Source organism: Desulfobulbus sp., from assembly GCF_030824455.1.
In the GTDB taxonomy this organism is placed as follows: Bacteria; Desulfobacterota; Desulfobulbia; order Desulfobulbales; family Desulfobulbaceae; genus Desulfobulbus.
In genome coordinates, this window is record NZ_JAVBXR010000045.1 from 1 (window position 1) to 23,455 (window position 23,455).

Below are 23,455 nucleotides of genomic sequence, written 5' to 3' on the forward strand. Positions count from 1 at the left end.
GGCGGAACGGACGGAGCGGACGACCAGAGCTTGGCTTGCGCAACCGGCCGGGCAGGTTCCGTCCGCAGTTCAGGGCGGATCTCAGGGCGAGACGCAATCCTCGGTTCAGGGCGGGATTCGGGGCGCGGCGCGGGCCCGGCAAAGACGCTGGTCCGCAGACTCTGCTGATAACCGGCAATGGCCGACCGCACCCGGTCGGCGATAAACCGGTGGACCGTCTCGCTCTTGCGGAAACGGATCTCGCGTTTGGCCGGGTGGACGTTGACGTCGACCTGATCCGGGCCAATGGTCAGCAGCAGGGCCCCGGCCGGTTGATAGCCCTTCATCAGAAAGCCCTGCAAGCCCTCGCTAACGGCATGGCGGATCATTGCGTCCTGCACCGGCCGGTCGTTGACCAGAATGCGCAGCCGGGCATTGGTTGCCGAGGCCGCCTCGGGCAGCAACAGAAAGCCGTCCAGATCAAGATCCGCCGGCTCGGCGCCGTTCTCCGGGGCCAGGGGGAGCAATCCGCCAGAGTAACGAAAGACCTCGCGCACCCGTTGCTCCAGGGTCGCGTCCGGCCGGTACTCCAGGGCCACCCGACCGTCGAGGTGCAGGGTAAACCCGGTGCGGGGATGGGCCAGGGCCTGATTTTTGACCACCTCTTCAATGTGATGGGTCTCGGTGCGGGCGGACTTGAGGAATTTTTTGCGGGCCGGCATGTTGCCGAACAAATGGCGCACTTCAATCACCGTGCCCCGGGCGCAGCCGTCCTCGTGCATGGCCTGCAACACGCCGTAGCGAATCTCGGCGCGGGCGCCCAGGTCTTGATTGTGCGGCCGGGAGAGGATGGTCATCCAGGAGACCGAGGCAATGCTGGGGATGGCCTCGCCGCGAAAACCCAGGGTGGCGATGGCGGCCAGTTGCTCTTCGTCCTGGATCTTGGAGGTGGCGTGACGCTCGATGCACAGCAGTACGTCGTCGGCGTCCATGCCCGCGCCGTTGTCGGCAATGCGCAGAAGCCCCGCTCCGCTGCCTTCGACATGGACGTCAATCCGGCTGGCGCCGGCGTCGAGGCTGTTTTCCAGCAGTTCCTTGACCACCGAGGCCGGCCGCTCGACCACCTCGCCGGCGGCGATCTGGTTGGCTAACTGTTCTGAAAGAATACGTATTCGAGACAAGGGGCTGTTGCGAGGTGTTTTTCTTTAACGGTGCTAGAATCCTGAATTCATGGTAACAACCGCACTGGCAGCGGGATGATTGGCGTGCGATTGCGTCGACGCGTCCCGGATTCCCCCGCCCTTGTGCGAACCCCAACACTACCGTTTCTTCGTGTTCTTGTCCACCAAAGCCTCGATTTCAGCCGAACCGCCTCAGGAACAACCCTACCGGGGCTGGGTGCTGGATCAACACCATCTCAGCAAGATGCTGCTGACCATAGCCGGCCTCGTCACCTTGTTGATCGGCACGGCCCTGGCCTGGTTCACATCGCTGCCCGACATCCGCTCCATCAACGACTACCGGCCGCAGACCGCCACCCTGATCCTGGACCGCAACAACCGGCCGATCGACGTCATTGCCAAGGAATTCCGGGTGATCGTTCCCTACGAGAGCTTCCCTGCCCTCCTGCCCCAGGCCTTTGTCGCCGCCGAGGACAGCCGCTTCTGGGAGCACGACGGGGTCGACAGCTGGTCGATTGCCCGCGCCGCATTCAACAATCTGCGTTCCGGCCGCCGCAGCCAGGGCGGCTCGACCATCACCCAGCAGGTCACCCGCGCCCTGCTGCTGTCCCGGGAAAAAAGCTATCTGCGTAAACTGGCCGAGGCGGTGCTCTCTTTTCGCCTGGAGCGGATGTTGACCAAGGAGGAAATCCTCTTTATCTACCTTAACGAGATCTACCTCGGCGAGGGGGCCTACGGGGTGGAGGCTGCGGCGCGGACCTATTTCGGCAAGAAGGCCAGCGAACTGGCTCTGGGCGAGATGGCTCTCCTCGCCGGCCTGCCGCAATCGCCAAGCAACTATTCGCCGATTAAACAGACGGATGCGGCCAGGGGGCGGCAGCGCTACGTGCTCAACCGCATGGCCGAAGACGGCTTCATCACCGACGAGGCGGCGCGCGAAGCCTACGACCAGGGGCTGCAACTGGCCGGCAACTGGCGCAAATCCTTGAACGGTTACTTTGCCCTGTATGTGCGCAGCCAATTGCTCGCGGTGTACAAAGAGGCCGACCTCTACGCCAAGGGGCTGAGCGTGGCCACCACAGTGGACGCGCGGCTCCAGGAGGCGGCGGCCAAGGCGGTCCAGGCCGGGGTGATTCGGGTGGCCATGCGCCACCTCGACACGCCGCCGCCGCAGGGGGCACTGGTGGCGCTGGACGCTTCCAGCGGCCGCATCCGGGCCATGATCGGCGGGTCCGATTTCACTGAAAATCAATTCAACCGGGCGGTGCAGGCCAACCGCCAACCGGGATCGGCCTTCAAACCCCTGCTGTACGCCGCCGCTCTCGAGCAGGGCGTGGCGCCGACCTCGGTGTTCAACGACGCGCCCCTGTCCCTGCCCAGCAGCGGCGGTCGACTGTGGCAACCGCGCAACTTCAAGAATGAGTACCGGGGGGCCATGCCCTTGGGCGAGGCCCTGGTCCATTCTAGCAACGTGGTCGCGGTCCGTTTGCTGCAGCAAGTCGGCCTCGACCGGATGGTCAACACCGCCAAGGCCATGGGCGTCTCAGCGGTGCTGGAACCCAACCTGACCCTGGCCCTGGGAGCCTCGCCGGTGTCGCTTTTGGAACTGACCGCCGCCTATGCCGCCTTTGCCAATCAGGGCGTCTATCATGCGCCGGTGGGCATCACCCGGGTCAACGACCGGGAAGGCCGGATCACCCCCTGGCCGCAATCGCCGGGGAAGCAGGTGATCTCGCCGGCAACCGCCGAATGGCTGCAGACCACCATGACCCAGGTGGTCCAGCGGGGCACGGGCAAGAACGCCTCCGGCGTGCGCGGCGCCAGCGGCAAAACCGGCACCACCGACAACAACCTCGACGCCTGGTTCATCGGCTCCGCCCAGGAGTTCACCACCGGCGTCTGGGTCGGCCACGACCGCGACACGCCGCTCGGCACCGGCGAAACCGGCGGCCAGGCGGCGGCCCCGGTGTGGAAGCACTTTATGCTCCAGGCCGTCAACTAAGGGCTCTCACGGAACAAAGGAGATTTATGGCCCACCAGGACGCCCATTTAGTCCAAACCTGTTACAGCGGCACAGTGAACGACAAACTCAAACAAGCCGGGAGGTTGCACGCGGACCTTGGCGAGCAGCCCGCGAGTGTGCCCGGCCTGACCGAAGCGCTGGGGCAGCTGCGCGAACACGCCTGCGCCCTGAACGAACAGATGCGGGCCATGGAGATGGGACAACGCTGCGGCCAATGCGCCGCCACCCCAGGCGGCGGTTGCTGCAGCGCCTTCATGGCCGGCAACGCCGACGCCGTCCAGCTGTTGATCAATCTGCTCATGGGGGTTGACGTAACCTACCAGGAACAGAGCGGCGAAAACTGCGGTTTTCTGGGCCCGCAGGGATGTCTTTTCCTGGTCAAACCGATCTTTTGCCTCAACTACAACTGCAGCCATATCCTCACCGGTTCCGAGCCGGGACACCTGGCAGCGCTCTATCAACGGGCCGCCGCCGTGCTTCGGCAGCAGACCGAAGTTGAGGGACTGCTGTTGGAGGAGCTGCGCAAATGCTTGAAGCCCAAAGCAACCGTCGACAACTTGAACGCCTCTTGACCTTTTTTGTACAGGAGCACCTCATGCACCACAGCGCCGCCCTCCCCACCCCCCTGGGCCTCTTCACCCTGACCATCGACGACCTGGGCCTCTGCGGCCTCGCCTTTCCGGCAGAGGCGCCGAGCGTCGCCGCGCAACCCGTGGAGACAATCAGCGCCCATCCGTTGTTAGCCGAAGCCGGTCGGCAGTTGCTGGCCTACCTGACCGGAACGCTCCGTGATTTCGATCTGCCCTTGTCGATCCACGGCACCGCCTTCCAGCAACAGGTCTGGGCCCAGCTCCGCGCCATTCCTTACGGCGCGACCATGACCTACGGCGAACTGGCCGGGCGGATCGGCGGACGCCAGAAAGCCAGGGCTGTGGGCGGGGCGGCCCACGCCAATCCCCTGGCCATCGTCGTCCCCTGCCACCGTCTGATCGGGGCCGGCGGCCAACTGACCGGCTTTGGCGGCGGCCTGCCAATGAAGCGGGCCCTGCTGGAACTCGAGGCGCACGCAATGGGAAAGTTGAAAAAAAGCGCGTAAATCGAAACAAAATCCGATAGGATACGCCACATTATCATTTCAGGGAGGAAAGACTATGGTGGATATTATCATTGGCGGCATTGAACCCATTGTGCCGTCGCCCCATAAACCCGGCCCCTACGGCGCGCCGGTGGAGGCAGAATTGCTGCATATCCGCGAACCGCGCCAACGGATCATCGGCCCCCTGGGCCAGGAACGACGCCGGCAGCAGCGCCAGGACCCGCAAAACGGCCGAGTGCTGACCCTGCTCATTCCCGACGGAACCATCCTGCCCAAGGATATGGACATCGCCAAATACAAGGTAATGCTTCGTTTTATGAAAAAATGAAGCGCCCGCCGGCGCGCAATGTTTGACCCTGTCCTTGCAACCAAGCTAACCCAACGAGGCGCCTATGCTCGGGTATCAATTGACCTTTTTCACCCAACAGGATCGCAGCCACCAGGGCCGACCGGTGGCGCAATGGTTGGTCGAAGAAGCACGGGCCATGGGGATCGGCGGCGCCACCCTGACGCCGGCGGCGGAGGGATACGGCCATGATCGCAAACTGCGCTCCGTACATTTTTTTGAGCTGACCGATCAACCCATGCAGGTGACCATGGCGGTCAGTGAAGCAGACGCCAAGCGTCTGTTCGCGCGGATCAAAGAGGCAGGGGTGAACGTGTTTTTTGTCAAGACCCCCATCGAATTCGGCATGACCGGAGAACTGTAAAGAGACGCTGGAGTTGCCGGTCGCCCCGCTGCTCGCGGACACGCTTCCTGTTCCTCTGTCTGAACACGATGGACGACATTCTCAGGACTCTCACGTGACGCCTGCCCAGACCCAGCTTCCAAATAAAAACAGCCCCTGACCGCCATGCGGTCAGGGGCTGTTTGCTTTCCGATGCAATCCGGACTTAGAACGGCCGCAGCACCCAGATGCCGCAGGGGCAGGTGTCGGCGCAGAAGCCGCAGGCAATGCACTTGTCGTCGTCGGAGACATACTCATAGTCCACCCCGTCCGGACCCGGAGTGATTTCCCGACGGAAGATGGCCCCGGTCGGGCAGATGGTTTCACAGAGGTGACAATCGCGACAGGAACCGCAGCTCAGACAGCGGGCCGCCTGCTGATCGTCGGTGGTCCCGCGATCGGTGCACGGATCGTAGTGGGCCAGGGTCAGGTCCTCGTAGTTGATCAACCGCTGGCGGAAGGGCGTCCACTGTTCGCCCTTGAAGGCGGCGAGCAGATACTCGGCGGTGCGCTTGCCGGCGCCCAGGGCGTTGGTGGCCAAGCCCGGCCGTTCGACGTCGCCGACCGCGAGAATCTTGTCGTCGCTGGTCCGCCCCGCCTCGTCGGTTTTGATCCAGGAGGCGCCCGCCACCTTGACCACGTCCACCGAATCGGGCAGAAAGGGCAGGCTGGGGATGTCGCCAATGGAAATGATCACGGTCTGGGCAGGCAGGAGAACGCCGTCGGCGCCGATCAAGCCCTCAGCCGTGACCTCGCGGGTCATAAACGGCCATTTAAAGGTCGCGCCCAAGGCCTCGGCCGCTGCCCGTTCCTTGCCAAAGGCCAACGGTTTCTGGATGTCGACCAGCACCACCTGATCCGCGCCCAGCCGGTAGGCCTCGGCCGCCACGTCGCACCCGACGTTGCCGGCCCCGATCACCACCACCTGTTTGCCGGTGGCCATGGGCTTGTCGCTCTTGGCCGCCTTGAGGTACTCAAGCGCCGGGATGACCCGCTCATGACCGGGAAACGAAAGGGTGCGCGGCTGATGCGTGCCCACCGCCACCACCACGTAATCGAACTGCTTTTTCAGTTCCTCGACCTTGTCCTTGCTCAGACTGGCCCCCAGGTTGACATGGAGGTTTTTGGTCTTGAGGAAACGGCTGATCTCGACGTCCCAGACCGCGCGGGAAAGCCGCTCCCAGGGTATGGTCTGGGCCAGTTTGCCGCCCAGCTGCTGGTCACGCTCAAAAATATGGGCCTCAACGCCGTTCAGGGCCAGGTGCCAGGCCACGGCCATGCCCGCCGGTCCGCCGCCGATGATCGCCACCCGCTTGCCGGTGGCCGGCAGGGCCTGCGGAGGCTCAGCCGTCTGTACCGAACGGCCCAGCACCGAGGCGTCGATGCTGTAGTCGATCTTCTCGCGGGAACAGTTTTGGATGCAGAGGTTGGGGCAGATCGTGCCGCAGACCGAGGCCGGGAACGGCGTGTACCGCAGCAGCATCTCGTAGGCCTCGTCGTTGCGGCCTTCGCGGAGCATGCGCAACCGGTCGATGGTCGGGATGTGGATCGGACAGTAAAAAGTGCAGGGCGCGGCTGCGTCGCGGTTGGCCCAGAAGGGCTTTTTACGACGAAACTCGCCCGGCTCGATCACCCCGATCAGCGAGCGCTCCAGTCCCGGAGCCACGTCGCGCAATGGATCGCCGCCGCCAAAACCCTGGTCCCAGATCCGTCGGCGAAACTCGGCCATCGGCATGGGGCCGGAAAACATCAGCGCCCGCTCCTGCGGGGTAATCGCCGCCAGCACGTTCCATTCGGCCCGCGCCGACAGCGCGGCCAGCAATTCCGACCGACCGATTTTGTCGAGAAATTCCGGCAGCCGCTCGCTCAACCACTGCCATTCCTCGTCGCTTGGCGGGGTCAGCTTGGCGTTGGTCTTGGCGTAGGAATCGTCGATGGGGCCGCGGAAAAAGATCTTGCCGCCCACCATGCCGACGCAGGGCCGGTAACCCAGGACATTGGCCGGATTTTTCGGGTTGAATCCGCACACCACGCCGACGCCGCCGCAGTTGAACTCGGCAAAGGTGTCGCCCACCGAACCGAGCACCCACATCTCGGGCCGCTCGTAGTCGGGATTCCACTTGGTCATGGTCAGACCGCGGGCGCCGATCGAGCCGCCGATCATCACCCGGCCGCCGGCCATGGCGTTGCACACGCCGTTGGTGGCGTCGCCCTTGACGACAACGTCCGCGCCGATGTTGAGATAACCGACGTCGTCCGAGGCCGAGCCCTCGCAGATGATGGTCGCGCCTTTCAGGCCCATGCAGCCAAGCCGCTGACCGGCCGGACCTTTCACCCGAATGGTGAGGGGTTTGTCGACGGAGCCAAGCCGCAGCCCGATGTTGTGCTGGCCGTAGGATTCAAGAATCAGTTCGTCGGCAACCGCGGCCGCGCCCCGCACCTCTTCCTCAAACAGCTTGGACGAGATCCGCAGGTTGTTGTCGTCCCGGCCGCGGACAGTGAGTATGGTGTGCTTTGTTTCGCTCATATTTCAAACAAGTCCTGGAATGAATCCTGTCTCAACAGATGTAATTGATCTGCAACCGTTCCGCGATGGCCTTGTCGTCAACGCCAAGGGCGTCGGACATGCCGATGGGCAGGCTCTGGGAGCGGCCAAGCGGCGCCATGATCTTCTTGACCTCGGTGCGGATGGCCATGAAGACGTCGGCCACGCGCTGGGCCACGTCGTCGGGATCGAGCCGGCGGTACAGTTTCGGGTTCTGGCTGGTGATGCCCTTGGGGCAGAGGCCCACATTGCAGACGTTGCAGCGACCCATCTCGTTGCCCAGGCAGCCGGCGGTGGCCTGCATGATGTACTTGCCGATGTGCACCCCCGAGGCCCCGAGCATAACCAAGGCCATGCCGTTCTGGGCGACGTTGCCGTTCTTGCCGACGCCGCCGGCGGCGAACAGGGGAATCTCGTTCTGCCGGCCCTGACGGACCAGATCGAGGTAGCATTCGCGCAGATTGGAGGCAATCGGATGACCGGTGGCGTCCATGCTGACGTTGTAGGCTGCGCCGGTGCCGCCGTCGATGCCGTCGATCAACAGACCGCCGGCATAGGGGTTGCGCACCAGGTTGTTGAGCACCGACTTGGCCGAGGTTGACCCGGAAATCTTAGGATAGACCGGCACCCGGAAGCCAAAGGCCATGGACATGGTCTGGATCATCTTCATGACGCTCTCCTCAATCGAGTAGAGCGTCTGATGCACCGGCGGCGAAGGCAGGTCGACCCCTTCGGGCACGCCGCGCAACCGGGCTATCAGCTTGCTGACCTTAAACCACATCAGCAGACCGCCGTCGCCGGGCTTGGCGCCCTGGCCGTACTTGATCTCGATGGCCGCCGGGTCGCACTGCATGTCCGGAATAGCGCGGATGATCTCGTCCCAGCCAAAATAGCCGGAGGCGATCTGGAGGATAATGTATTTGAGGAAGGGGCTTTTCAACACCCAGGGCGGACAACCGCCCTCGCCGGTGGCCATGACCACCGGAATGCCGAGCACCTCGTTGCAGTAGGCCACGCCCTGCAGCAGACCAAGCCACATGTTAGGCGAAAGCGCGCCAAAGGACATCGAGCCGATGATGAACGGGAAGATCTCGCGGGTCGGCGGAATCCATTCGCCGGTCAGCTTGCGGCGGAGGAACTCCTCCGGCGGCAGCACCCGGCCCAGGATGGTGTTGATGTTGAACTCGTGCCGGCCGGCGTCCAGCGCCGGGTCGGTGAGCATTGAGATGCGGCCGAACGAGATGCGGTCCAGCACGGTCTTGCCGGGCGCGTTGCGCCGGCCGCCGCGCTTGTAGGCGTCGCCCTTCTGATTGAGCAAAAAGGCCGAACGATGCTCATTGTCGTTGACGTGCGGCCCGATCGCCTCGTTGGGACAGACCGAGGCGCACATGCCGCAGCCAATGCACCGTTTCTCGATCACGGTGTGCTGACGGATGCCGGTGAAATGGCGGTACTCGTTGCCCCGCTTTTTCTGCAGGACATCAAGTTTCGGCATCCGCTGCCGGCGATAGGTCAGATAAATGGCCCCCACCGGACAAGCGGCTGTGCAACGACCGCAAAGCGTGCAACGATCCTCCCGGTGCTCAATGATCCAGGGAAGATCGTGGTAGGTCAGGCTGCTTGGGGAAGTGTAAATTGATCGAACTGAGACCATACTGTAAGTTCCTTTCGCTCGGGAGGAATGATAACGGTGTGCTGCCGCATGGGCTGAAAATCAAGGGCGGGATCGCGGTCCGGAACCATGGCGTCGACTCCGCACATCTCAGAGGCAATGGCCCAGGCGCCGGGTCGGCCGCCGACGGTGGCCGGCCGCATCTTTTTCTGATCCATCACCAGCATGCAGGTTTCATCAGGCAGGGTGCCAATGACCGCGTTGGGACCGTCGATGATCAGACGGCGGCAGGCGGTGCGCAGCCCCTTGAGGAAATCGCCGTTGGGATGCGCGTCCAGCTCCTCGGTCTTGAGCGGCGTGATGACGTGCTTGTAGAGTTCCAAGGGCAGTTTCAGCTTCTTGGTAATGTAGTGGAGAATATGGGTAAAGGTCTCGGAATCGCTGTGATAGCCGATGTAGCCGGGGATGTTTTTGCCCAGCAGCCATTCCTTGATCGGCACAAAGGCGGTGTTCTCGCCGTTGGTCATGGTGGCGATGCCCTGGATGAAGAACGGATGGCAGGCGTACAGGTTGATCCCGTAGTTGGTGTTCTGCCGGCCCTGGGCCATGACCACCCGCGCCCTCAGGCGACCGTCCGCAAGGCCAAGGGCGTCGCCGACTTCCAGCGGCCAGCCGACCTCCTTGAGCATCACCACGTCGCGATAGAGCGAAAAGACCGTGATGTCGCCGCCGTGGGCGTCGCCGTCGCGACGGATGGCCAGCCGAACCTGCAGCAGCCGGTCGTCAATCTGCTCCGGGGTCAATCCGGCCCAGGCTTCGGGCATGCGGTAGACGCGAACCAGATAATTAAAACGGTCTTTGGCCTCGATCAACTGCGGGCGGCGGTCAAACTCGTGCACATACTTGACCTGGAACCCCTGACTGCCCATCCAGTCGGTCAGCCGGTGAAAGGCGGCCTCGGTGTGGGCGATGCCGGAAAGGACGACATGGTGGGGCTTGAGTTTGAACTCATCGAATTCCACGCCGCGCAGCAACAGGCCAAGGCCGCTGCCGTCGTAACCTTCCTGCATGGCCTCCATGGCGGTGAGGACTTCATAGGGCGAAAAGGGTGTATCTGCGCTTTTTAAGGCTAATCGGCACATGAACGGCTCCTGAAAGGTCGATCTTGATCAGACGGGGCAACCCAGACAAAAGACCACAAAAATGTATATGTCGCACATTTTCGTGACAACAAAATCACAGAATTGACAAGGGTTGCAGGGAAATTCATTTACTGAAAAGGGAAATGGTTGTCAAGAGCAAAGGCCCTTCGGCGGCCGGGCGGGGAAAATCGCTGCGGGCGCCGCCGAAGGTTGAGAGGATAAACGGCGGGACTACTTGCCGAGGACGCGGGTGACGGCCTTGGCTTTGTCCAAGGTTTCTTTGACCTCGGTGAGTTCTTTAACCACCGGCAGGCTTTTCTTCAACGCGCCGCCGGCCTCTTCCACATCGCCCAGCCCTTTTTTGAACGAGCCGATGGCCTTGCCGAGCCCGGCGCCGATTTCCGGCAATTTTTTGCTGCCAAAGATAAGGAAGGCAATCAGGAGGATGACAATTAATTCAGGGGTTCCGAGTCCAAACATTGCGAGCGCCAGGTTGGGGATACAGGGGGACAGAGGCGAGCAAGCGCTCAGGCCTCTTTGTTTTTGTCGTCGTCGAGGGTTTTGGGTTCCTCGTCCTTCTTGGTGGCCTCCTTGAAGTTGCGGATGCCCTTGCCGATGCCGCTGCCGATTTCCGGCAGTTTGCCGGCGCCAAAGATAATAACAATAATAACCAGAATAATGATCAGTTCAGGCATTCCGAGTCCGAACATGGCGACACCTCGTCAAAAATTTGCAGAAAAAAGAACGAAAGAAATTGATAATAGCACCAGGGCCGAGCCCCTGTCAACCGCCATTGCGGCTCTGGCGGAACCCGGCCCCGATCTCGGCGGCGCGAGCCAAGATCGCCGGTTCGTCCAGGGTCAGGAGCTGGCGCTCCCGCATCACCACCCGGCCGTTAATCACCGAATGGATGACGTCGCCGCCGCGCGCGGCATAGACCAGATGAGACACGGGGTGGTAGATCGGGGTGAGATGCGGTTGGTCGAGATCAAGCACAATGCAGTCGGCCTTCTTGCCGGGCGCTAGACTGCCGATCAGGTGTTCCGCGCCCAGCACCTTGGCCCCGCCCATGGTGGCGGCGTGCAGGGTGGTTGCCGCGTTCATGGCGGTTGGGTCCAGGCGGTCGACCTTGTGGATCTTGGCGGTGGTGTTCATCTCGCCGAACATGTCGACGTCGTTGTTGGAGGCGCTGCCGTCGGTGCCGATGCCCACGGCGATCCCCGCCGCCAGCATGTCGACCACCGGCGCGATGCCCGAGGCCAGCTTAAGGTTCGACTCCGGGCAGTGGGCGACATTGACGCCGCGCGCGGCCAGCAGGGCAATCTCGGCGTTGGTGAGCATGACGCAGTGGGCGGCCGCTACATGAGGACCAAGCAGGCCAAGCGATTCAAGATGCTCCACCGGGGTGCGGCCATAGCGCTGACGACAGGTGCGGACCTCTTCCTCGTTTTCGGCCAGATGAATCACGTACAAGGCCCCTTCGGCTCGAGCCAGGTCGCCCAGCCGGGTCAGCAGCGCAGGGGAACAGCTGTAGACCGCGTGCGGATCAAGGGTAATGCTGATCAGCGGGTGGTTGCGGTAGCGGTCAAGCAATTCCTGGACATAGGCGAAGCCGTTTTCCAGCTCGCCGTAATTGGGCGAGGGAAAATCATAGAGCACCTCGCCGATCCAGGCCCGCATCCCCGCCTCCGAAGCGGCCCGAGCCACCTCGCCGGCAAAGAGATACATGTCGCAAAAGGTTGTGGTTCCGGACTTGATCATCTCGCACAGTGAAAGCAGGGTTCCCTGATAGACCTGCTCGCCGGTCAGGGTGGCCTCCGCCGGGAAGATGTGGTCCTGCAGCCACTGCATCAGCGGCAGATCGTCGGCCATCCCCCGGAACAGCGACATGGCCGCGTGGGTGTGGACATTGATCAGACCGGGCATGATCAGCCCCATGGGTTCGGCGACGACCTCGGCCTCCGGGTAGCGCGCCAGCAGTTCGTCCGCCTTGCCTACCGCCAGGATGGAGTCGCCGGCGACGGCCACCCCGCCGTGTTCAATCACCGACTGGTTGTCGTCCATGGGCAGCAGATAGCGGCCGGTAAGAATGAGGTCTGCCTGCTGTGCGCTCATGGTTGCAGCTCCGACAAAAGAGTGATGATCAACTGCTGCAGACGCGGCTCCGCCTTGCGGGCGGCGGCAATGATTTCGTCAAGCAGAATGGGCTGAAAGTGATCGGGATCGTTGACGTTGGCCACCACCGACAGCCCCAGCACCCGCATGCCCGCATGCAGGGCGGTCAGAATTTCCGGCACCGAGGACATGCCCACCGCGTCGGCGCCGATCATCCGCAAAAACCGGGTCTCAGCCGGGGTTTCCAGGCTCGGACCGGGGATGCAGACGTAGGTGCCGCTGGTTGTCTCCGCAAGCCCCAACCGCTCGGCAAGCGAAAGCGCCAACTGCCGGAGTTCCGGCGCATAGGGGGTGGACAGGTCGGGAAATCGCGGCCCCCAGGCGTCAATGTTCGGCCCGCGCAGCGGATTGTCGCCCAGGAGGTTGAGGTGATCGGCCAAGACCATGAGGGTTCCCGGCCGATAGGCCGGATTGAGGCCGCCGCTGGCGTTGGTGATGATTGCTGTTTTCGCGCCGAGCAGCGCCAGCACGCGGATGGGGAAGGCCACTTCGCGGGCCGAATACCCCTCGTAACAATGAAACCGTCCCTGGAGAATGGCGGCGCGCTTGCCCGCCAGCCGCCCAATCGCCAGATTGCCGGCGTGGCTGGCCACGGTGGAGCGGGGAAAATGGGGAATATCCTCGTAGGCCAGGGTGCAGTCCACCTGCATCGCCTTGGCCAACTCGCCCAGTCCGGTGCCCAGCTGGATCACCACCTCCGGCGGCTCTTTGCTGCGGTCGCGGAGAAAGGCAAGCGCAGTTTCCACTTGCTGCTGATGCAGGACCATATCAATCATAATTCACCCCTGGCCGCACCCAGCCTTCCTTGATCAGCGCAGAGCGTTGGCGACGACAAAATCTTTGATCGCGTCGATGTCGGCGTCCAGCACGGCGCAGCGGCTTTCGCGGCTTGCCAGATCGCTCAGGGCCGGCGGCAGGGGCGGTTCGCTGCCGATGGCCTGGGCGACGGCGGCCCCAAACTTGGCCGGATGGGCCGTGGCCAGGCAGACCACCGGCCGGTTCGCATCCTTCAGTTCCAGCGCCGCCTTGACCCCGACGGCGGTGTGGGGATCAAGCAGGTAGCCGTGTTGCCGGTGGAAATCGCCGATGGTGGCGATGGTCTCCGGTTCGGAGACCGAACGCGAGCTGAAATCCTCCGCTATCTGCGCCTTGAAAGCCGAGAGATCAAGCGTGCCGGTGGCGGCAAACCCTTCCATGTCCGCCTTCACCTGTCCGCCGTTCTCGCCCCGCAGGTAATAGAGATAGCGCTCGAAGTTGGAGGCGATCTGGATATCCATGGACGGGCTGCTGGTGGTGATGACCTGACCGCGCGAATACTCGCCCTGGGAGACGAAGCGGGTAAGGATGTCGTTTTCGTTGGTGGCCAAAATCAGAGTGTGGATGCAGCCGGCAGGCAGCAGCCGGCGAGCGACAAACCCGGCGAAGATGTCGCCGAAGTTGCCGGTGGGCACCGAAAAATCGACGCTGCTCGCGCCCTGTTTGCGCAACTTGAGATAGGCGTAGACATAGTAGACCACCTGGGCCAGCACCCGGGCCCAGTTGATCGAGTTGACCGCGCCCAATTGATAGGCGTCGCGGAAGGCGAGATCGTTGAAGATCGCCTTGACGATTGCCTGGGCGTCGTCAAAGGAGCCGTTCACAGCGATGTTGAACACGTTGGGGTCCAGCACCGTGGTCATCTGCAGGGCCTGAATGGGGCTGGTGCGGCCGTGGGGATGGAGGATGAAGATGTTGATGCCCGCCTTGCCGCGCACCCCGGCAATGGCGGCGCTGCCGGTGTCGCCCGAGGTGGCGCCGAGGATGTTCATGAACCCGCCGGTGCGGGCCAGCACGTACTCAAACAGATTGCCGAGCAGCTGCAGAGCCACGTCCTTGAAGGCCAGGGTCGGCCCGTGGAACAGTTCCAGGATGTAAACCTCGCCCTGCTTGCACACCGGGGTCACCTGCGGATGAGCAAAGGAGGCGTAGGAGCGCTCGACCAGTTCCTCAAGGTCCGTGGCCGGGATGTCGTCGATGAACAGGGAGAGGATCTCGCGGGCCAGATATTGGTAGGGCAGATGCTGCCAGCGGTCGAGCGTGTCGGCGGAGATCGCGGGCAGGGTTTCGGGCAGCAGCAGACCGCCGTCCCGGGCCAGGCCCATCATCACCGCATCCTGAAATCGCAGGGGCGCAATCCCGCCCCGGGTACTGATATAGCGCATATTCGTGTTCCTTATCTTGAGACTCTGGGTCCGCAGGTTTGTGAGTGGGCAACGCCTGCCGACTGTCAGACGAGCAAATTTTCCCCTTCCATTTCAACCGGAATCGGCAATTCCATCAGGCTAAGAATGGTGGGGGCGATGTCCTTGAGCGCCCCGCCGGATCGCAAGGCGCGGTTTCTATGCGCCTCAGAGACCACGATGAACGGCACAGGGCTGAGGGTGTGGGCGGTGTAGGGGCCGCCGGTTTCTGGGTTGACCATCTGCTCGGCGTTGCCGTGGTCAGCGGTGATCAGCAGCACGCCGCGCCGCTCCTGCACAAACTGGCAGATGCGGCCAACGCATCGGTCCACGGTTTCGCAGGCCGTCACCGCCGCAGCCATCACCCCGGTGTGGCCGACCATGTCGCCGTTGGCAAAGTTCAAAATCACCAGATCGTACGGCGTTCCCGCCGCTTCCCGTTCCGTCAGCCGCTCCAGCAGTTTGTCGGTGACCTCCACCGCGCTCATCTGCGGCTTGAGATCGTAGGTGGCAACGTCGCGGGGCGAATTGACCAGCAGCCGGTCCTCGCCGGGAAAGGGCACTTCGTTGCCGCCGTTAAAAAAATAGGTGACGTGGGCGTATTTCTCGGTTTCCGCAATCCGCAGCTGGAGCCGGCCGTGACGGCTGACCTCCTCGCCGAGGATATGGGTCAGGGTCACCGGCGGAAAGGCCACGGGAAAGGTGAAGTCCGCCTCGTACTCGGTCATGGTGGCTAGGGTCAGCAGGCGGGGACGGCACGCGGGGACAAAGCCGGCAAAATCGGCGTCGCCAAAGGCGTGGCACAGTTCCCGCACCCGATCGGCGCGGAAATTGAAGAAGAGGATCGCGTCGTCGTCCGCAATCCGACCCACGGGCGCGCCCTGGTCGTCGACCAGCACGGTCGGGGCAATGAACTCGTCGGTCTCGCCGCGCGCATAGGCCTCGCGCACGGCGGCAACCGAATCCGCCGCCATGACGCCCTGGCCGCAGACCATGGCGTTCCAGGCCTTCTCCACCCGGTCCCAGCGTTTGTCCCGGTCCATGGCCCAATAGCGTCCGCTCACCGTGGCCACCCGGCCGCAACCAATCCGCGCCATGGCCGCGGTCAGTTCTTCCATGAAGGCCAGCCCGCTCTGAGGCGGGGTGTCGCGGCCGTCCATGAAGCAGTGGACGCACACCTCGACGCCCTTGGCCGCCGCCAACTCAAGCAGCGCGATCAGGTGGCGGATGTGACTGTGCACGCCGCCGTCGGAGAGCAGCCCGCAGAGGTGGAGGCGGGTTCCGGCCGCTTTGACCTGATCCGCCACGCCGTTGAACACCGGGTTGGCCGCGAATTCGCCCAACTCCACCGCACGGTTGATGCGGGTGAAATCCTGGTACACGATCCGCCCGGCGCCGATGTTGAGATGCCCGACCTCGGAGTTGCCCATCTGCCCTTCCGGCAACCCAACCAGGCCGTTGTGGGCAGTCAGCCGGGTCATGGGAAACTCGCTGCTCAGCCGGTCCATGTTCGGGGTGTCGGCGACAAAAACCGCGTTGGTCGGCGTTGGATCGCCGAGTCCCCAACCGTCGAGAATGGCTAAAATAACTGGAACAGGAGCGGGCATTGCAAACCTCCGTGGACGCTTATTGCTGCGAATCTTCGGCCAGCAACTGGTCGACGTCAACCTTCGGCGCGTCGTGCCACAGGCCCTCAAGGTCGTAGAAACCGCGATTCTCATAATAGAAGATGTGCACCACCACATCGCCGAAATCAAGCAGCACCCACATGCCCTCGCGCAAGCCTTCGCTGTGCTTGCTGTTGACCCGCTTGGCGCTCAACTCGCTTTCGAGCGCCTCGGCAAGGCCCTGCACATGGCGGGTTGAGCGGCCGCTCATGATCACAAAATAATCGGTGAAAGAGGCCAGGCCGCGCACGTCCAGCACCACCACGTCTTCCGCCTTGGTGTCCAGGGCAACCCGGGCGCAGACCGCCGCCAGTTCCCTACCCTCTTTTTCCTCGTAATCTTTCTTTAATTTTCTCATACTTCCACTGGTTGATGACGGTCTGTAATTGTTGATTGCCGCACCTTCCGCCGCCTTTCGAAATGCGTTCTTCTTCCGGACCGGAGACTGGCGTCAGCCGTTGTCGCCGTCCTTTTCCGCGCCCTTTTTCTTTCTCGGAGGAAACTCAAAGGTCAGTTTCCCCTTGGCGTCGAGCAGCAAGAAAGCGTCAAAGGGTTTTTTCTTTTTGGAGATAAATCCGTTGATCAACTCGGTGCGGCCGCTGGTCAGCAACTGGCTGATGTGCTCCCGATCCAATCGCCGCCCAAGGATCACCTTGGAGATGCGCAACCCTTTCTTCTGATCGCCCTCCAGGGCTGAATCGGAAAGAAATCCGGCCGGCGTCTCAAAGACCTTGGTCTGGTCGATGGGCGAAAGCCCCAAAGGTTCCTGGCTGCGGATGTCGTCCAGATCGAGTTCAGCGGTGGAATCGGCAAACAGAAACTCCACCTTGGAGTTGGCGATGTGCACCGAGGCGGTGAAGGGTTTGCCCTTTTTCGAGCGAAAATCGCTCAGGGGCCCCAGAGTCTTGCCTTTGATCAACTCAACGATCTCCGCCGTCTCCATCACCCGGCCGCCCAGGACCTTGCGGATCATCAGCTTTTTGTCCTCGGATTCAAAGGCCGAGGCTGTCTCGAAGAAGCGCACCCCGTCCACCGGCGAAAAGGCGGCCTCGTGCCGTTCGGCGTCGCCGCCCTGTTTGACCTTATCGACAATGGCGCTGGTCATCTCCCGGATTTCCTTCATGAACTGCGGCCGGGTCATGGTCCCCTTGAGGATCTGATTGAGCTTGCACTCCCATTCGCCGGTCAGCTCCGGAGAAGCCAGGACGTCGATCTTGCGGGCCTCCAGGAGGCTCAGCAGTTCAAAGGCCTTGCCTGTGGGGGCCAGATCGCGCTGCTCGCGGACCATGTACTTCTCGTTGATCAGTTTTTCAATGATCGCGGCCCTGGTGGCGGGCGTGCCCAGGCCGCGTTCCTTCATGGCCTCGGCCAGTTCCTCGTCCTCGACCAGCTTGCCGGAATTCTCCATGGCCGAGAGCAAGGTCGCCTCGTTGAACCGGGGCGGCGGCTTGGTCTGATGCTCCTGCCTGTCGATCTCCTGGCACAGAACGGCTGCGGCGGCCGGCAGGGCCTGCAGTTCCTTGTCGCCGTCTTCCTCGCTGGTGGCTCCGTAGATCGCGCGCCAGCCGGTTTCGACCAGAATCTTGCCCTCGGTGAGGAAGGTCTCGCCCTCGACCAGCGAAAGTCGCGTGGTGTTATGATACACCGCCGGCGGAAAGAATACGGCAAGAAAACGCTGAACAATCATCTGATAGATCTTCAGTTCCGGCTCGGACAGGGTTTTGGGCAGGCCGGCGGTGGGGATGACGGCAAAGTGGTCCGAGATCTTTTTGTTGTCAAAGATCCGCTTGTCCTTCTTGAGATATTTTTTCGCCAGGGCCTCGGCGGCATACTTGCCGTACTGCCATTGCTGCTGCTGCGCCACCACCTTTTCCACCGTGGACAGGTAGTCCTCGGGCAGGCAGCGGCTGTCGGTTCGCGGATAGGTGATCAGTTTGTGCCGCTCGTACAGCGACTGGGCCAGTCCCAAGGTGTTTTTGGCGGAAAAGCCGAAGCGGCTGTTGGCCTCGCGCTGCAGCAGGGTCAGGTCATAAAGCGGCGGCGCGCCCTTGCTCGACTTCTTGCTCGTCTCCTCCACCACCGCCGGTTTGCCGAGACAGCGCTCCACCAGGGTCTTTGCCTTTTCCTCTTCCCAGATGCGGTTGCGGCGGCCATGGCTCTGTTCATCGTCCTTGGCAAAGGCCGGGTCGATCCACACGCCTTCGTAGCGGACCGGACCGGAATCGAACTGGGCGTGCAACTCCCAATAGGTGGCGGGGACAAATTCGCGGCGCTGGGTCTCCCGTTTGACGAGAAGCGAAAGCGTCGGGGTCTGCACCCGACCGCAGGGCGTCTTGCGGAACCCGCCAAAGCGGGAATTATAGCAGGTCAAGGCCCGGGTGGCGTTGATGCCGATCAGCCAATCGGCCTCGGAACGGCACAGGGCGGTGTCCTCCAGCGGCAGCATCTCGGCGTTGTCCTTGAGCTTGCCCAGACCGTCGCGGATGGCGTCCAGGGTCATGGACTGCAGCCACAAACGCTGTATCCGCTTGCCCTCCACCGTCCGATTGGTCGCCTGTTTAAGGATGTACTTGAAAATCAGTTCACCCTCGCGGCCGGCGTCGCAGCCGTTGACGATCACATCCACGTCGCGGCGGCGGATCAGCTTGGTCAGGGCGTTGAACTGGGGCTTGGTGTCGGGCAGCACCGCCAGGGGAAACTCCTCGGGCAGGATGGGCAGGTTGTCCAGGGTCCACTTCTGCAATTCGGGATTGATCTCTTCGGGATAGGCGATGGAAACCAGATGGCCGATGGCAAAGGAGACGACAAAATCGTCGCTTTCAAAATGGGTCTTGGCGTTGGTGAATTTGCCGGGAAGCGCCTTGACGATGTCAGCGGCAACGCTTGGCTTCTCGGCGATGATGAGTGTTTTCCCCATGGGTCTGCCGGTTGCATCCTCACATATGTCGATCAATTAAAAAGGTTCGCAGGCTCGCATGCCAGCGATCCGGCTGGGCCAGGTAACAGGGATGCGGCGCCTGCGGATAGATTTCACGTTGGGCGTTTTGTAGTTCAGCAACAAGGATGTCGCTGTTGGTCAGGGGCGACACCTGATCCTCCGCGCCCCAGACAATCAGGGTCGGCGCGGTGATTGTGGAGAGTCCGGCCCGGTTTTCCTCAACGCCCACGGCGCCGATCAGCACCAGGCCGTTGATCCGCTGCGGGTGGGCGACGGCAAACTCCAAAGCGGTCCGGCCGCCCATGGACGGACCAACAACAACCGCCCGGTCAATCCCAAGATGAGCAAAAAATCGCGCCAAGGTCTCAACCGGAGCCGACTCGCTAGCCGGGCTCTTGCCGAAACCGGGCATATCCACGGCCAACACGTGCAGATCCATCGCCGCCAGGAGTTCCAACGTGCCGAGTTCACACCAGGTTTCGGCCTGAAACTTCATGCCGTGGAGCAGAACCACCGCTGCGCCGTCCGGGTTGCCGCATTCGAGAAAATGGACGGCGAATCCACCAAGATCAATGGATTTTTCGGTTATTGCAGCCATTTTATTCCTCCCTTCCGGAGCGCTCCTCCAGCAAAGTATTCCTTGTACAGGCAAAAGCTGCCACAGAAGTAAGCGACTCGCGTCGCTTTGTCAACGGGCAGAAAAATAACTTTTGCGATCAAAAGACCTAGCAGGCGAAACAACCCCATAGACGCCGCGTTGGAGGTGAAAAGCTGCACACTGAAAACGCGAAATTCACCTTGACCGCTCCAACTTTTTAATATTAAAAGAAAATTATCAATTAAAACAGCTACAGGTTTACTTCCCCCCTCACAGGTTTCTCCCATGGCTATTTTTCGTTGCAGCAAATGCGGTCATCTTCGAGAAGTTTCAAACGATTACATCGGAAAATCGGCAAAATGTCCTCAATGTCAACATGTGGCTCCAATCTATGCCACGCTTGCTTTTATTGAAAAAATTCTTGAGAGATATTTTGCCCAGCAGCAAGAGCTGTTGAAATTTCGGCAAGAAACAAATGCAGTGGACCAGCTCGATATCCAGGTTATTGACAAACCGGGGGAAGAAGCGTTCTCCCTGGAGAACATCGACATCCATAACACCACAGAGTTGACCAATGATCAACAATACCTACCGATCATCGAGTGGTTTGCAGCAAAAAACGTCAAGGTGCAGGTGAACCCCAAAGAACTCGACACCACGGGATTTTTTGACGAGATGGCTTTTGAGCTGGGAAACAACTATGAAACGCTCAAGGAAGTCAGCGACAAGATTAAACGAATCCAGAAGAAAGGCTATACCAATGTAAATTTTCAACTGGCTCAAAAAAGCCAGAAGCACATCCAGGAAATTGTAAATTTTTGCAATCAGCTCTACAAGTACTCCTTTGTAGCGAAATATTTTTATCAAAAACAAGAAAAAATAGTCAAACTAACACTGCAAACAGCGCCGACGATTGTTCATTTTTTTAACGGCATCTGGCTTGAATGGTTTGTCTTTATCAAAATGTTCAGCTTGCTTCAAGAAAAACGCATACCTTTTTCAGGCGCTCGCAGCCTGGTGGTCACCTTCCCCAATGAAGATTACCATGAACTGGACGCGGTTTTCTTGATCAACAACAGCGTGCCGATCTGCATCGAATGTAAAACAGGCGAATTTCGTCAAGACATTGACAAATATTCAAGATTGCGCAAACGGCTCAACATTGCCCCGACTCACTTTCTTCTGTGCGTGGCAGGCCTGAGCGATGAACAGGCGCAAGGGCTGACCAGCATGTATGAAGTCACCTTGGTCAATGAAAAAAGTTTCATCTCTCATGTAGAGCGATTGTTGGCCTAATCGCCCCCTTCACAACCACCGCAGCCAATGCAAACGACCGGAGCAGGCGCTCCGGTCGTTTGCATTCTCATGGTCATTACATCGAAGTCGCAGGCGCAACCGGGGTGGTCCCGGTCTTGGGCGGCACATAGGCGCCGCCGCTGGCCGCAGGTTTGGGCGTCGCGCCGCCTGCGTCCACCGCCTTCAACTCAGCCTCGATCCGGGTGAGATTGCGCTGCACCTTGTCGGTCAGGCCGGATTGCGGATACTTCACCAAAATGCCCTGGAGCAGATCGCGCGAGGCCAGCAGCAGTTTCCTTTTTTCCTCAGAGTCGCGACTGCTGCTGGCGCGGACAAAGAGTTCAGCCGCCTTCTGCCGCGCATCCTGAGCGCCAAACTTGGCCGCCTCCTCGATCAGAGGCCGAGCCTTGGCCTCATACGAGGTCCGTTGCAGTCGGTTCAACCGCTCAATGGCCTTGTCGTACTCCTTGGCCTGCAGATGGGCTGCGCCCTTGTCGTACTCTTCCTGCAACGCCCTGTCGTCAGCCACGGTTGTCTGCGGCGGCGCAACGGTCTGACTGACTTGCCCCCCGCCTGCGGTCATTGGAATCACCGGTTGCGCTGCCCCGGTCGGCGTTTGCGCGTCCACGGCCTGCGGCTCCAAGGGCTTCCGCTCCCCGGCCGTCTCCTCGATGCGTTTAATCCCTTGATTCACCCACGCCTCAGCCTGGGCGCGGGAATTGTTACGCATGGTGTTGACGTTGGTCGCGAACCGCGACGCCGGGTAAGTTTGCAGAAACCGATCCGCCAGTTCCGTCACGGCGTAGCCGTCCCGTTTGGGGGTATAGGCCAGATAGTTCCTCAGCAGGGCGCCGTATTCCTTCATTTCCGCCGGCGCGGCGCCGCCCGGCTGCAACGCGGCGAGCTGCAAACCGGCCCACTCCTCCTTATGCGCTCCTTTTTCAATGGAAACGCGGACCACGTCTTCGTATTGACGGCGCGCTTCGTCGTAGGATTCCATCACAAAATCGAGGTCGCCAAGCAACTGCATCATCTGGAGCAGCTGCTCGTCCTGGCCCGGTTGCTGTCGCGTCTTGGCCAGCAGATCGGCAAAAACGCGACGCGCCTCCGCCTCCTGATGATTTTTCAACAAGGCCTGGCCGTACTGAAAGGTGGTTTCGGGGGCAGGGCTTTGGCCCGGGGTCAAGCCAGCCTGGGCGTACAGATTGACCACCTGGTCATAATCGCCTCGGTCAAAAGCGGCCTTGATCTGAGGATCGGCAACCGCAACGGCCGCCGGCGTCGACGCGGCTTTGAGCTCCGCCAAAAAATTGCCGCAGCCGCTCTCCAGATAGTCGATGTCCTGCTGGTTGAGCTGCAACAGCGAGTTCCCGGCCAGCAACTGGGCCGCGTCCACCCTGGTTTCCTGTTGCAGTTGGTTTCGCAGCGCATTGTATTCAAGCAAAATGTGCTGCAGTTGAGACTCGCACTCGTTAATCCGGTTGAGTTTTTCCGGCGGCAGCGTCACGGCGCTGTTTTTCCTGCCGACCTCCTGCCACTCTTTTATTTTTTCTTCGTACGCGTGAATTCGAATGTTGATCGAGGTCATTGCCGGCATCAACACGTCCCGCCGGGCGGCCTCAGAGGAAGAGTGCGAACCGCCCTCCTCCCGAACGGCGGCCTCCCGTTTTTCCCGGGCTCCATTGGGATCAATCATTTGCGGGCCGGTCGCGCAGCTGGCGAGGAGCAAACCGCAGCAACAGGAAACAAGCGCCAGCGATCTGGCGTTACAACAGTGTGAGCGCATCATAGAAATCGTTGATCAGGAAAGAATTCAGTTCAACGGGGAACACCCGGAACAGTATCGAAAAACAGAAGCAGGCCGTTTGCGCGCCGCTTCTGCGATCTCCGCATCCTGCTAAAGAAAAGACCTAAGAAGACGGCGGCAAGAATAGCAAATTACGCCTTGGGCAACAATTCCTTTCTTGGTTCGGCGGCAAAAAGCGCGTCAAACCGGGAAGGCGCCCCAAGGCGGCGAGCGGCAAGCGGCGACCGCTCAACGATTCTTCCAATAGGGCAGAAACAACCGCTCGGGTTCAAAACGCCCGCTGGAGCCTGTCGCACCAAAGCTGAGGCTGGATGGACCAGCAGGCGGGATCGCCTGCCGCACCCCGGACGCTCCCGATCCTGCGCCGCCCTGATGGGGGGCCACCGGCACAAAAATTTGCCCCACATCAGGATACTGCAGGGTCAAACCGTTGAAGGTCAGGTCGACCG

Annotated in this window: 22 protein-coding genes; 6 read left to right on the forward strand and 16 right to left on the reverse strand. The window is 61.3% G+C overall.

All coding sequences use genetic code 11. The annotated features are described in order from the left end of the window. On the reverse strand, positions 1-1,160 hold a 1,160-nt coding region (gene mutL / locus RCH93_RS07320), incomplete at its 3' end, for a DNA mismatch repair endonuclease MutL (RefSeq protein WP_306547682.1). 121 nt (positions 1,161-1,281) lie between these two features. On the opposite strand from mutL, the gene RCH93_RS07325 reads away from it, so the two are divergent. From RCH93_RS07325 to RCH93_RS07345, 5 genes are all read left to right on the forward strand, one after another. Continuing rightward, positions 1,282-3,162, forward strand: a complete 1,881-nt coding sequence (locus RCH93_RS07325; protein ID WP_306547683.1) for a penicillin-binding protein 1A — start codon at positions 1,282-1,284, stop codon at positions 3,160-3,162. Between the two features lie 26 nt (positions 3,163-3,188). Beyond that, positions 3,189-3,755: a hypothetical protein gene (locus RCH93_RS07330; protein WP_306547684.1), complete on the forward strand. Its 567-nt coding sequence runs from the start codon at positions 3,189-3,191 to the stop codon at positions 3,753-3,755. 23 nt (positions 3,756-3,778) lie between these two features. Further along, positions 3,779-4,279, forward strand: a complete 501-nt coding sequence (locus RCH93_RS07335) for a methylated-DNA--[protein]-cysteine S-methyltransferase (RefSeq protein WP_306547685.1) — start codon at positions 3,779-3,781, stop codon at positions 4,277-4,279. 55 nt (positions 4,280-4,334) lie between these two features. Further along, positions 4,335-4,607, forward strand: coding sequence for a hypothetical protein (locus RCH93_RS07340; RefSeq protein ID WP_306547686.1), 273 nt, complete (start codon positions 4,335-4,337; stop codon positions 4,605-4,607). Between the two features lie 64 nt (positions 4,608-4,671). After that, positions 4,672-4,989, forward strand: coding sequence for a DUF190 domain-containing protein (locus tag RCH93_RS07345; RefSeq protein WP_306547687.1), 318 nt, complete (start codon positions 4,672-4,674; stop codon positions 4,987-4,989). A gap of 184 nt (positions 4,990-5,173) precedes the next feature. Here RCH93_RS07345 and RCH93_RS07350 read toward each other — a convergent pair whose 3' ends face one another. The 13 genes from RCH93_RS07350 to RCH93_RS07410 form a co-directional block, all read right to left on the reverse strand. After that, the gene (locus RCH93_RS07350) at positions 5,174-7,534 is read right to left on the reverse strand and encodes an FAD-dependent oxidoreductase (protein WP_306547688.1); all 2,361 of its coding nucleotides are present in this window, start codon (positions 7,532-7,534) and stop codon (positions 5,174-5,176) included. A 31-nt stretch (positions 7,535-7,565) separates the two neighbouring features. Further along, on the reverse strand, positions 7,566-9,206 hold the full coding sequence (locus RCH93_RS07355) for a glutamate synthase-related protein (RefSeq protein WP_306547689.1): 1,641 nt from the start codon (positions 9,204-9,206) through the stop codon (positions 7,566-7,568). Continuing rightward, positions 9,164-10,306: a glutamate synthase gene (locus RCH93_RS07360; RefSeq protein ID WP_306547690.1), complete on the reverse strand. Its 1,143-nt coding sequence runs from the start codon at positions 10,304-10,306 to the stop codon at positions 9,164-9,166. Before RCH93_RS07360 ends, RCH93_RS07355 begins: the two co-directional genes overlap by 43 nt. A gap of 231 nt (positions 10,307-10,537) precedes the next feature. Further along, entirely contained in the window at positions 10,538-10,786 is a 249-nt protein-coding gene (locus RCH93_RS07365; RefSeq protein ID WP_306547691.1) for a twin-arginine translocase TatA/TatE family subunit, read from the reverse strand. A gap of 47 nt (positions 10,787-10,833) precedes the next feature. Next, positions 10,834-11,016 carry a twin-arginine translocase TatA/TatE family subunit gene (gene tatA, locus RCH93_RS07370; protein WP_306547692.1) on the reverse strand — a complete coding sequence of 61 codons (183 nt, stop codon included), beginning with the start codon at positions 11,014-11,016 and terminating at the stop codon, positions 10,834-10,836. Positions 11,017-11,089: 73 nt separating this feature from the next. Next, positions 11,090-12,421 (reverse strand): amidohydrolase, encoded by a 1,332-nt coding sequence (locus RCH93_RS07375; protein ID WP_306547693.1) that lies wholly within the window; start codon positions 12,419-12,421, stop codon positions 11,090-11,092. Continuing rightward, on the reverse strand, positions 12,418-13,257 hold the full coding sequence (locus tag RCH93_RS07380) for a purine-nucleoside phosphorylase (protein ID WP_306547694.1): 840 nt from the start codon (positions 13,255-13,257) through the stop codon (positions 12,418-12,420). Before RCH93_RS07380 ends, RCH93_RS07375 begins: the two co-directional genes overlap by 4 nt. Before the next feature lie 33 nt (positions 13,258-13,290). Further along, positions 13,291-14,682 (reverse strand): threonine synthase, encoded by a 1,392-nt coding sequence (gene thrC, locus RCH93_RS07385; RefSeq protein WP_306547695.1) that lies wholly within the window; start codon positions 14,680-14,682, stop codon positions 13,291-13,293. 65 nt (positions 14,683-14,747) lie between these two features. Beyond that, on the reverse strand, positions 14,748-16,307 hold the full coding sequence (gene gpmI, locus RCH93_RS07390; protein WP_306547696.1) for a 2,3-bisphosphoglycerate-independent phosphoglycerate mutase: 1,560 nt from the start codon (positions 16,305-16,307) through the stop codon (positions 14,748-14,750). 19 nt (positions 16,308-16,326) lie between these two features. After that, the gene (rsfS, locus tag RCH93_RS07395) at positions 16,327-16,725 is read right to left on the reverse strand and encodes a ribosome silencing factor (protein ID WP_306547697.1); all 399 of its coding nucleotides are present in this window, start codon (positions 16,723-16,725) and stop codon (positions 16,327-16,329) included. 93 nt (positions 16,726-16,818) lie between these two features. Then, positions 16,819-19,284 (reverse strand): DNA topoisomerase III, encoded by a 2,466-nt coding sequence (locus RCH93_RS07400; protein ID WP_306547698.1) that lies wholly within the window; start codon positions 19,282-19,284, stop codon positions 16,819-16,821. A 19-nt stretch (positions 19,285-19,303) separates the two neighbouring features. Continuing rightward, the gene (locus RCH93_RS07405; RefSeq protein ID WP_306547699.1) at positions 19,304-19,903 is read right to left on the reverse strand and encodes an alpha/beta fold hydrolase; all 600 of its coding nucleotides are present in this window, start codon (positions 19,901-19,903) and stop codon (positions 19,304-19,306) included. Continuing rightward, the gene (locus tag RCH93_RS07410; protein ID WP_306547700.1) at positions 19,891-20,190 is read right to left on the reverse strand and encodes a hypothetical protein; all 300 of its coding nucleotides are present in this window, start codon (positions 20,188-20,190) and stop codon (positions 19,891-19,893) included. The genes RCH93_RS07405 and RCH93_RS07410 overlap by 13 nt, the downstream gene beginning before the upstream one ends. Between RCH93_RS07410 and RCH93_RS07415 the strand changes: the two genes are divergently transcribed. Continuing rightward, positions 20,189-21,199 (forward strand): hypothetical protein, encoded by a 1,011-nt coding sequence (locus tag RCH93_RS07415; RefSeq protein ID WP_306547701.1) that lies wholly within the window; start codon positions 20,189-20,191, stop codon positions 21,197-21,199. The genes RCH93_RS07410 and RCH93_RS07415 overlap by 2 nt on opposite strands. A 76-nt stretch (positions 21,200-21,275) precedes the next feature. On the opposite strand, the gene RCH93_RS07420 is transcribed toward RCH93_RS07415, so the two are convergent. Beyond that, a complete protein-coding gene (locus tag RCH93_RS07420) occupies positions 21,276-22,895 on the reverse strand; it encodes a hypothetical protein (RefSeq protein ID WP_306547702.1) in 1,620 nt (539 codons plus the stop codon). A 339-nt stretch (positions 22,896-23,234) separates the two neighbouring features. Next, positions 23,235-23,455 (reverse strand): hypothetical protein (locus RCH93_RS07425; RefSeq protein WP_306547703.1); only part of this gene is annotated, 221 nt, incomplete at its 5' end.

Coding starts and splice junctions, on each gene's coding strand:
- RCH93_RS07330 (WP_306547684.1), top strand. CDS start 3,189: ATGGCCCACCAGGACGCCCATTTAGTCCAAACCTGTTACAGCGGCACA.
- RCH93_RS07335 (WP_306547685.1), top strand. CDS start 3,779: ATGCACCACAGCGCCGCCCTCCCCACCCCCCTGGGCCTCTTCACCCTG.
- RCH93_RS07340 (WP_306547686.1), top strand. CDS start 4,335: ATGGTGGATATTATCATTGGCGGCATTGAACCCATTGTGCCGTCGCCC.
- RCH93_RS07345 (WP_306547687.1), top strand. CDS start 4,672: ATGCTCGGGTATCAATTGACCTTTTTCACCCAACAGGATCGCAGCCAC.
- RCH93_RS07350 (WP_306547688.1), bottom strand. CDS start 7,534: ATGAGCGAAACAAAGCACACCATACTCACTGTCCGCGGCCGGGACGAC.
- RCH93_RS07355 (WP_306547689.1), bottom strand. CDS start 9,206: ATGGTCTCAGTTCGATCAATTTACACTTCCCCAAGCAGCCTGACCTAC.
- RCH93_RS07360 (WP_306547690.1), bottom strand. CDS start 10,306: ATGTGCCGATTAGCCTTAAAAAGCGCAGATACACCCTTTTCGCCCTAT.
- RCH93_RS07365 (WP_306547691.1), bottom strand. CDS start 10,786: ATGTTTGGACTCGGAACCCCTGAATTAATTGTCATCCTCCTGATTGCC.
- tatA (WP_306547692.1), bottom strand. CDS start 11,016: ATGTTCGGACTCGGAATGCCTGAACTGATCATTATTCTGGTTATTATT.
- RCH93_RS07375 (WP_306547693.1), bottom strand. CDS start 12,421: ATGAGCGCACAGCAGGCAGACCTCATTCTTACCGGCCGCTATCTGCTG.
- RCH93_RS07380 (WP_306547694.1), bottom strand. CDS start 13,257: ATGATTGATATGGTCCTGCATCAGCAGCAAGTGGAAACTGCGCTTGCC.
- thrC (WP_306547695.1), bottom strand. CDS start 14,682: ATGCGCTATATCAGTACCCGGGGCGGGATTGCGCCCCTGCGATTTCAG.
- gpmI (WP_306547696.1), bottom strand. CDS start 16,307: ATGCCCGCTCCTGTTCCAGTTATTTTAGCCATTCTCGACGGTTGGGGA.
- rsfS (WP_306547697.1), bottom strand. CDS start 16,725: ATGAGAAAATTAAAGAAAGATTACGAGGAAAAAGAGGGTAGGGAACTG.
- RCH93_RS07400 (WP_306547698.1), bottom strand. CDS start 19,284: ATGGGGAAAACACTCATCATCGCCGAGAAGCCAAGCGTTGCCGCTGAC.
- RCH93_RS07405 (WP_306547699.1), bottom strand. CDS start 19,903: ATGGCTGCAATAACCGAAAAATCCATTGATCTTGGTGGATTCGCCGTC.
- RCH93_RS07415 (WP_306547701.1), top strand. CDS start 20,189: ATGGCTATTTTTCGTTGCAGCAAATGCGGTCATCTTCGAGAAGTTTCA.
- RCH93_RS07410 (WP_306547700.1), bottom strand. CDS start 20,190: ATGGGAGAAACCTGTGAGGGGGGAAGTAAACCTGTAGCTGTTTTAATT.
- RCH93_RS07420 (WP_306547702.1), bottom strand. CDS start 22,895: ATGATTGATCCCAATGGAGCCCGGGAAAAACGGGAGGCCGCCGTTCGG.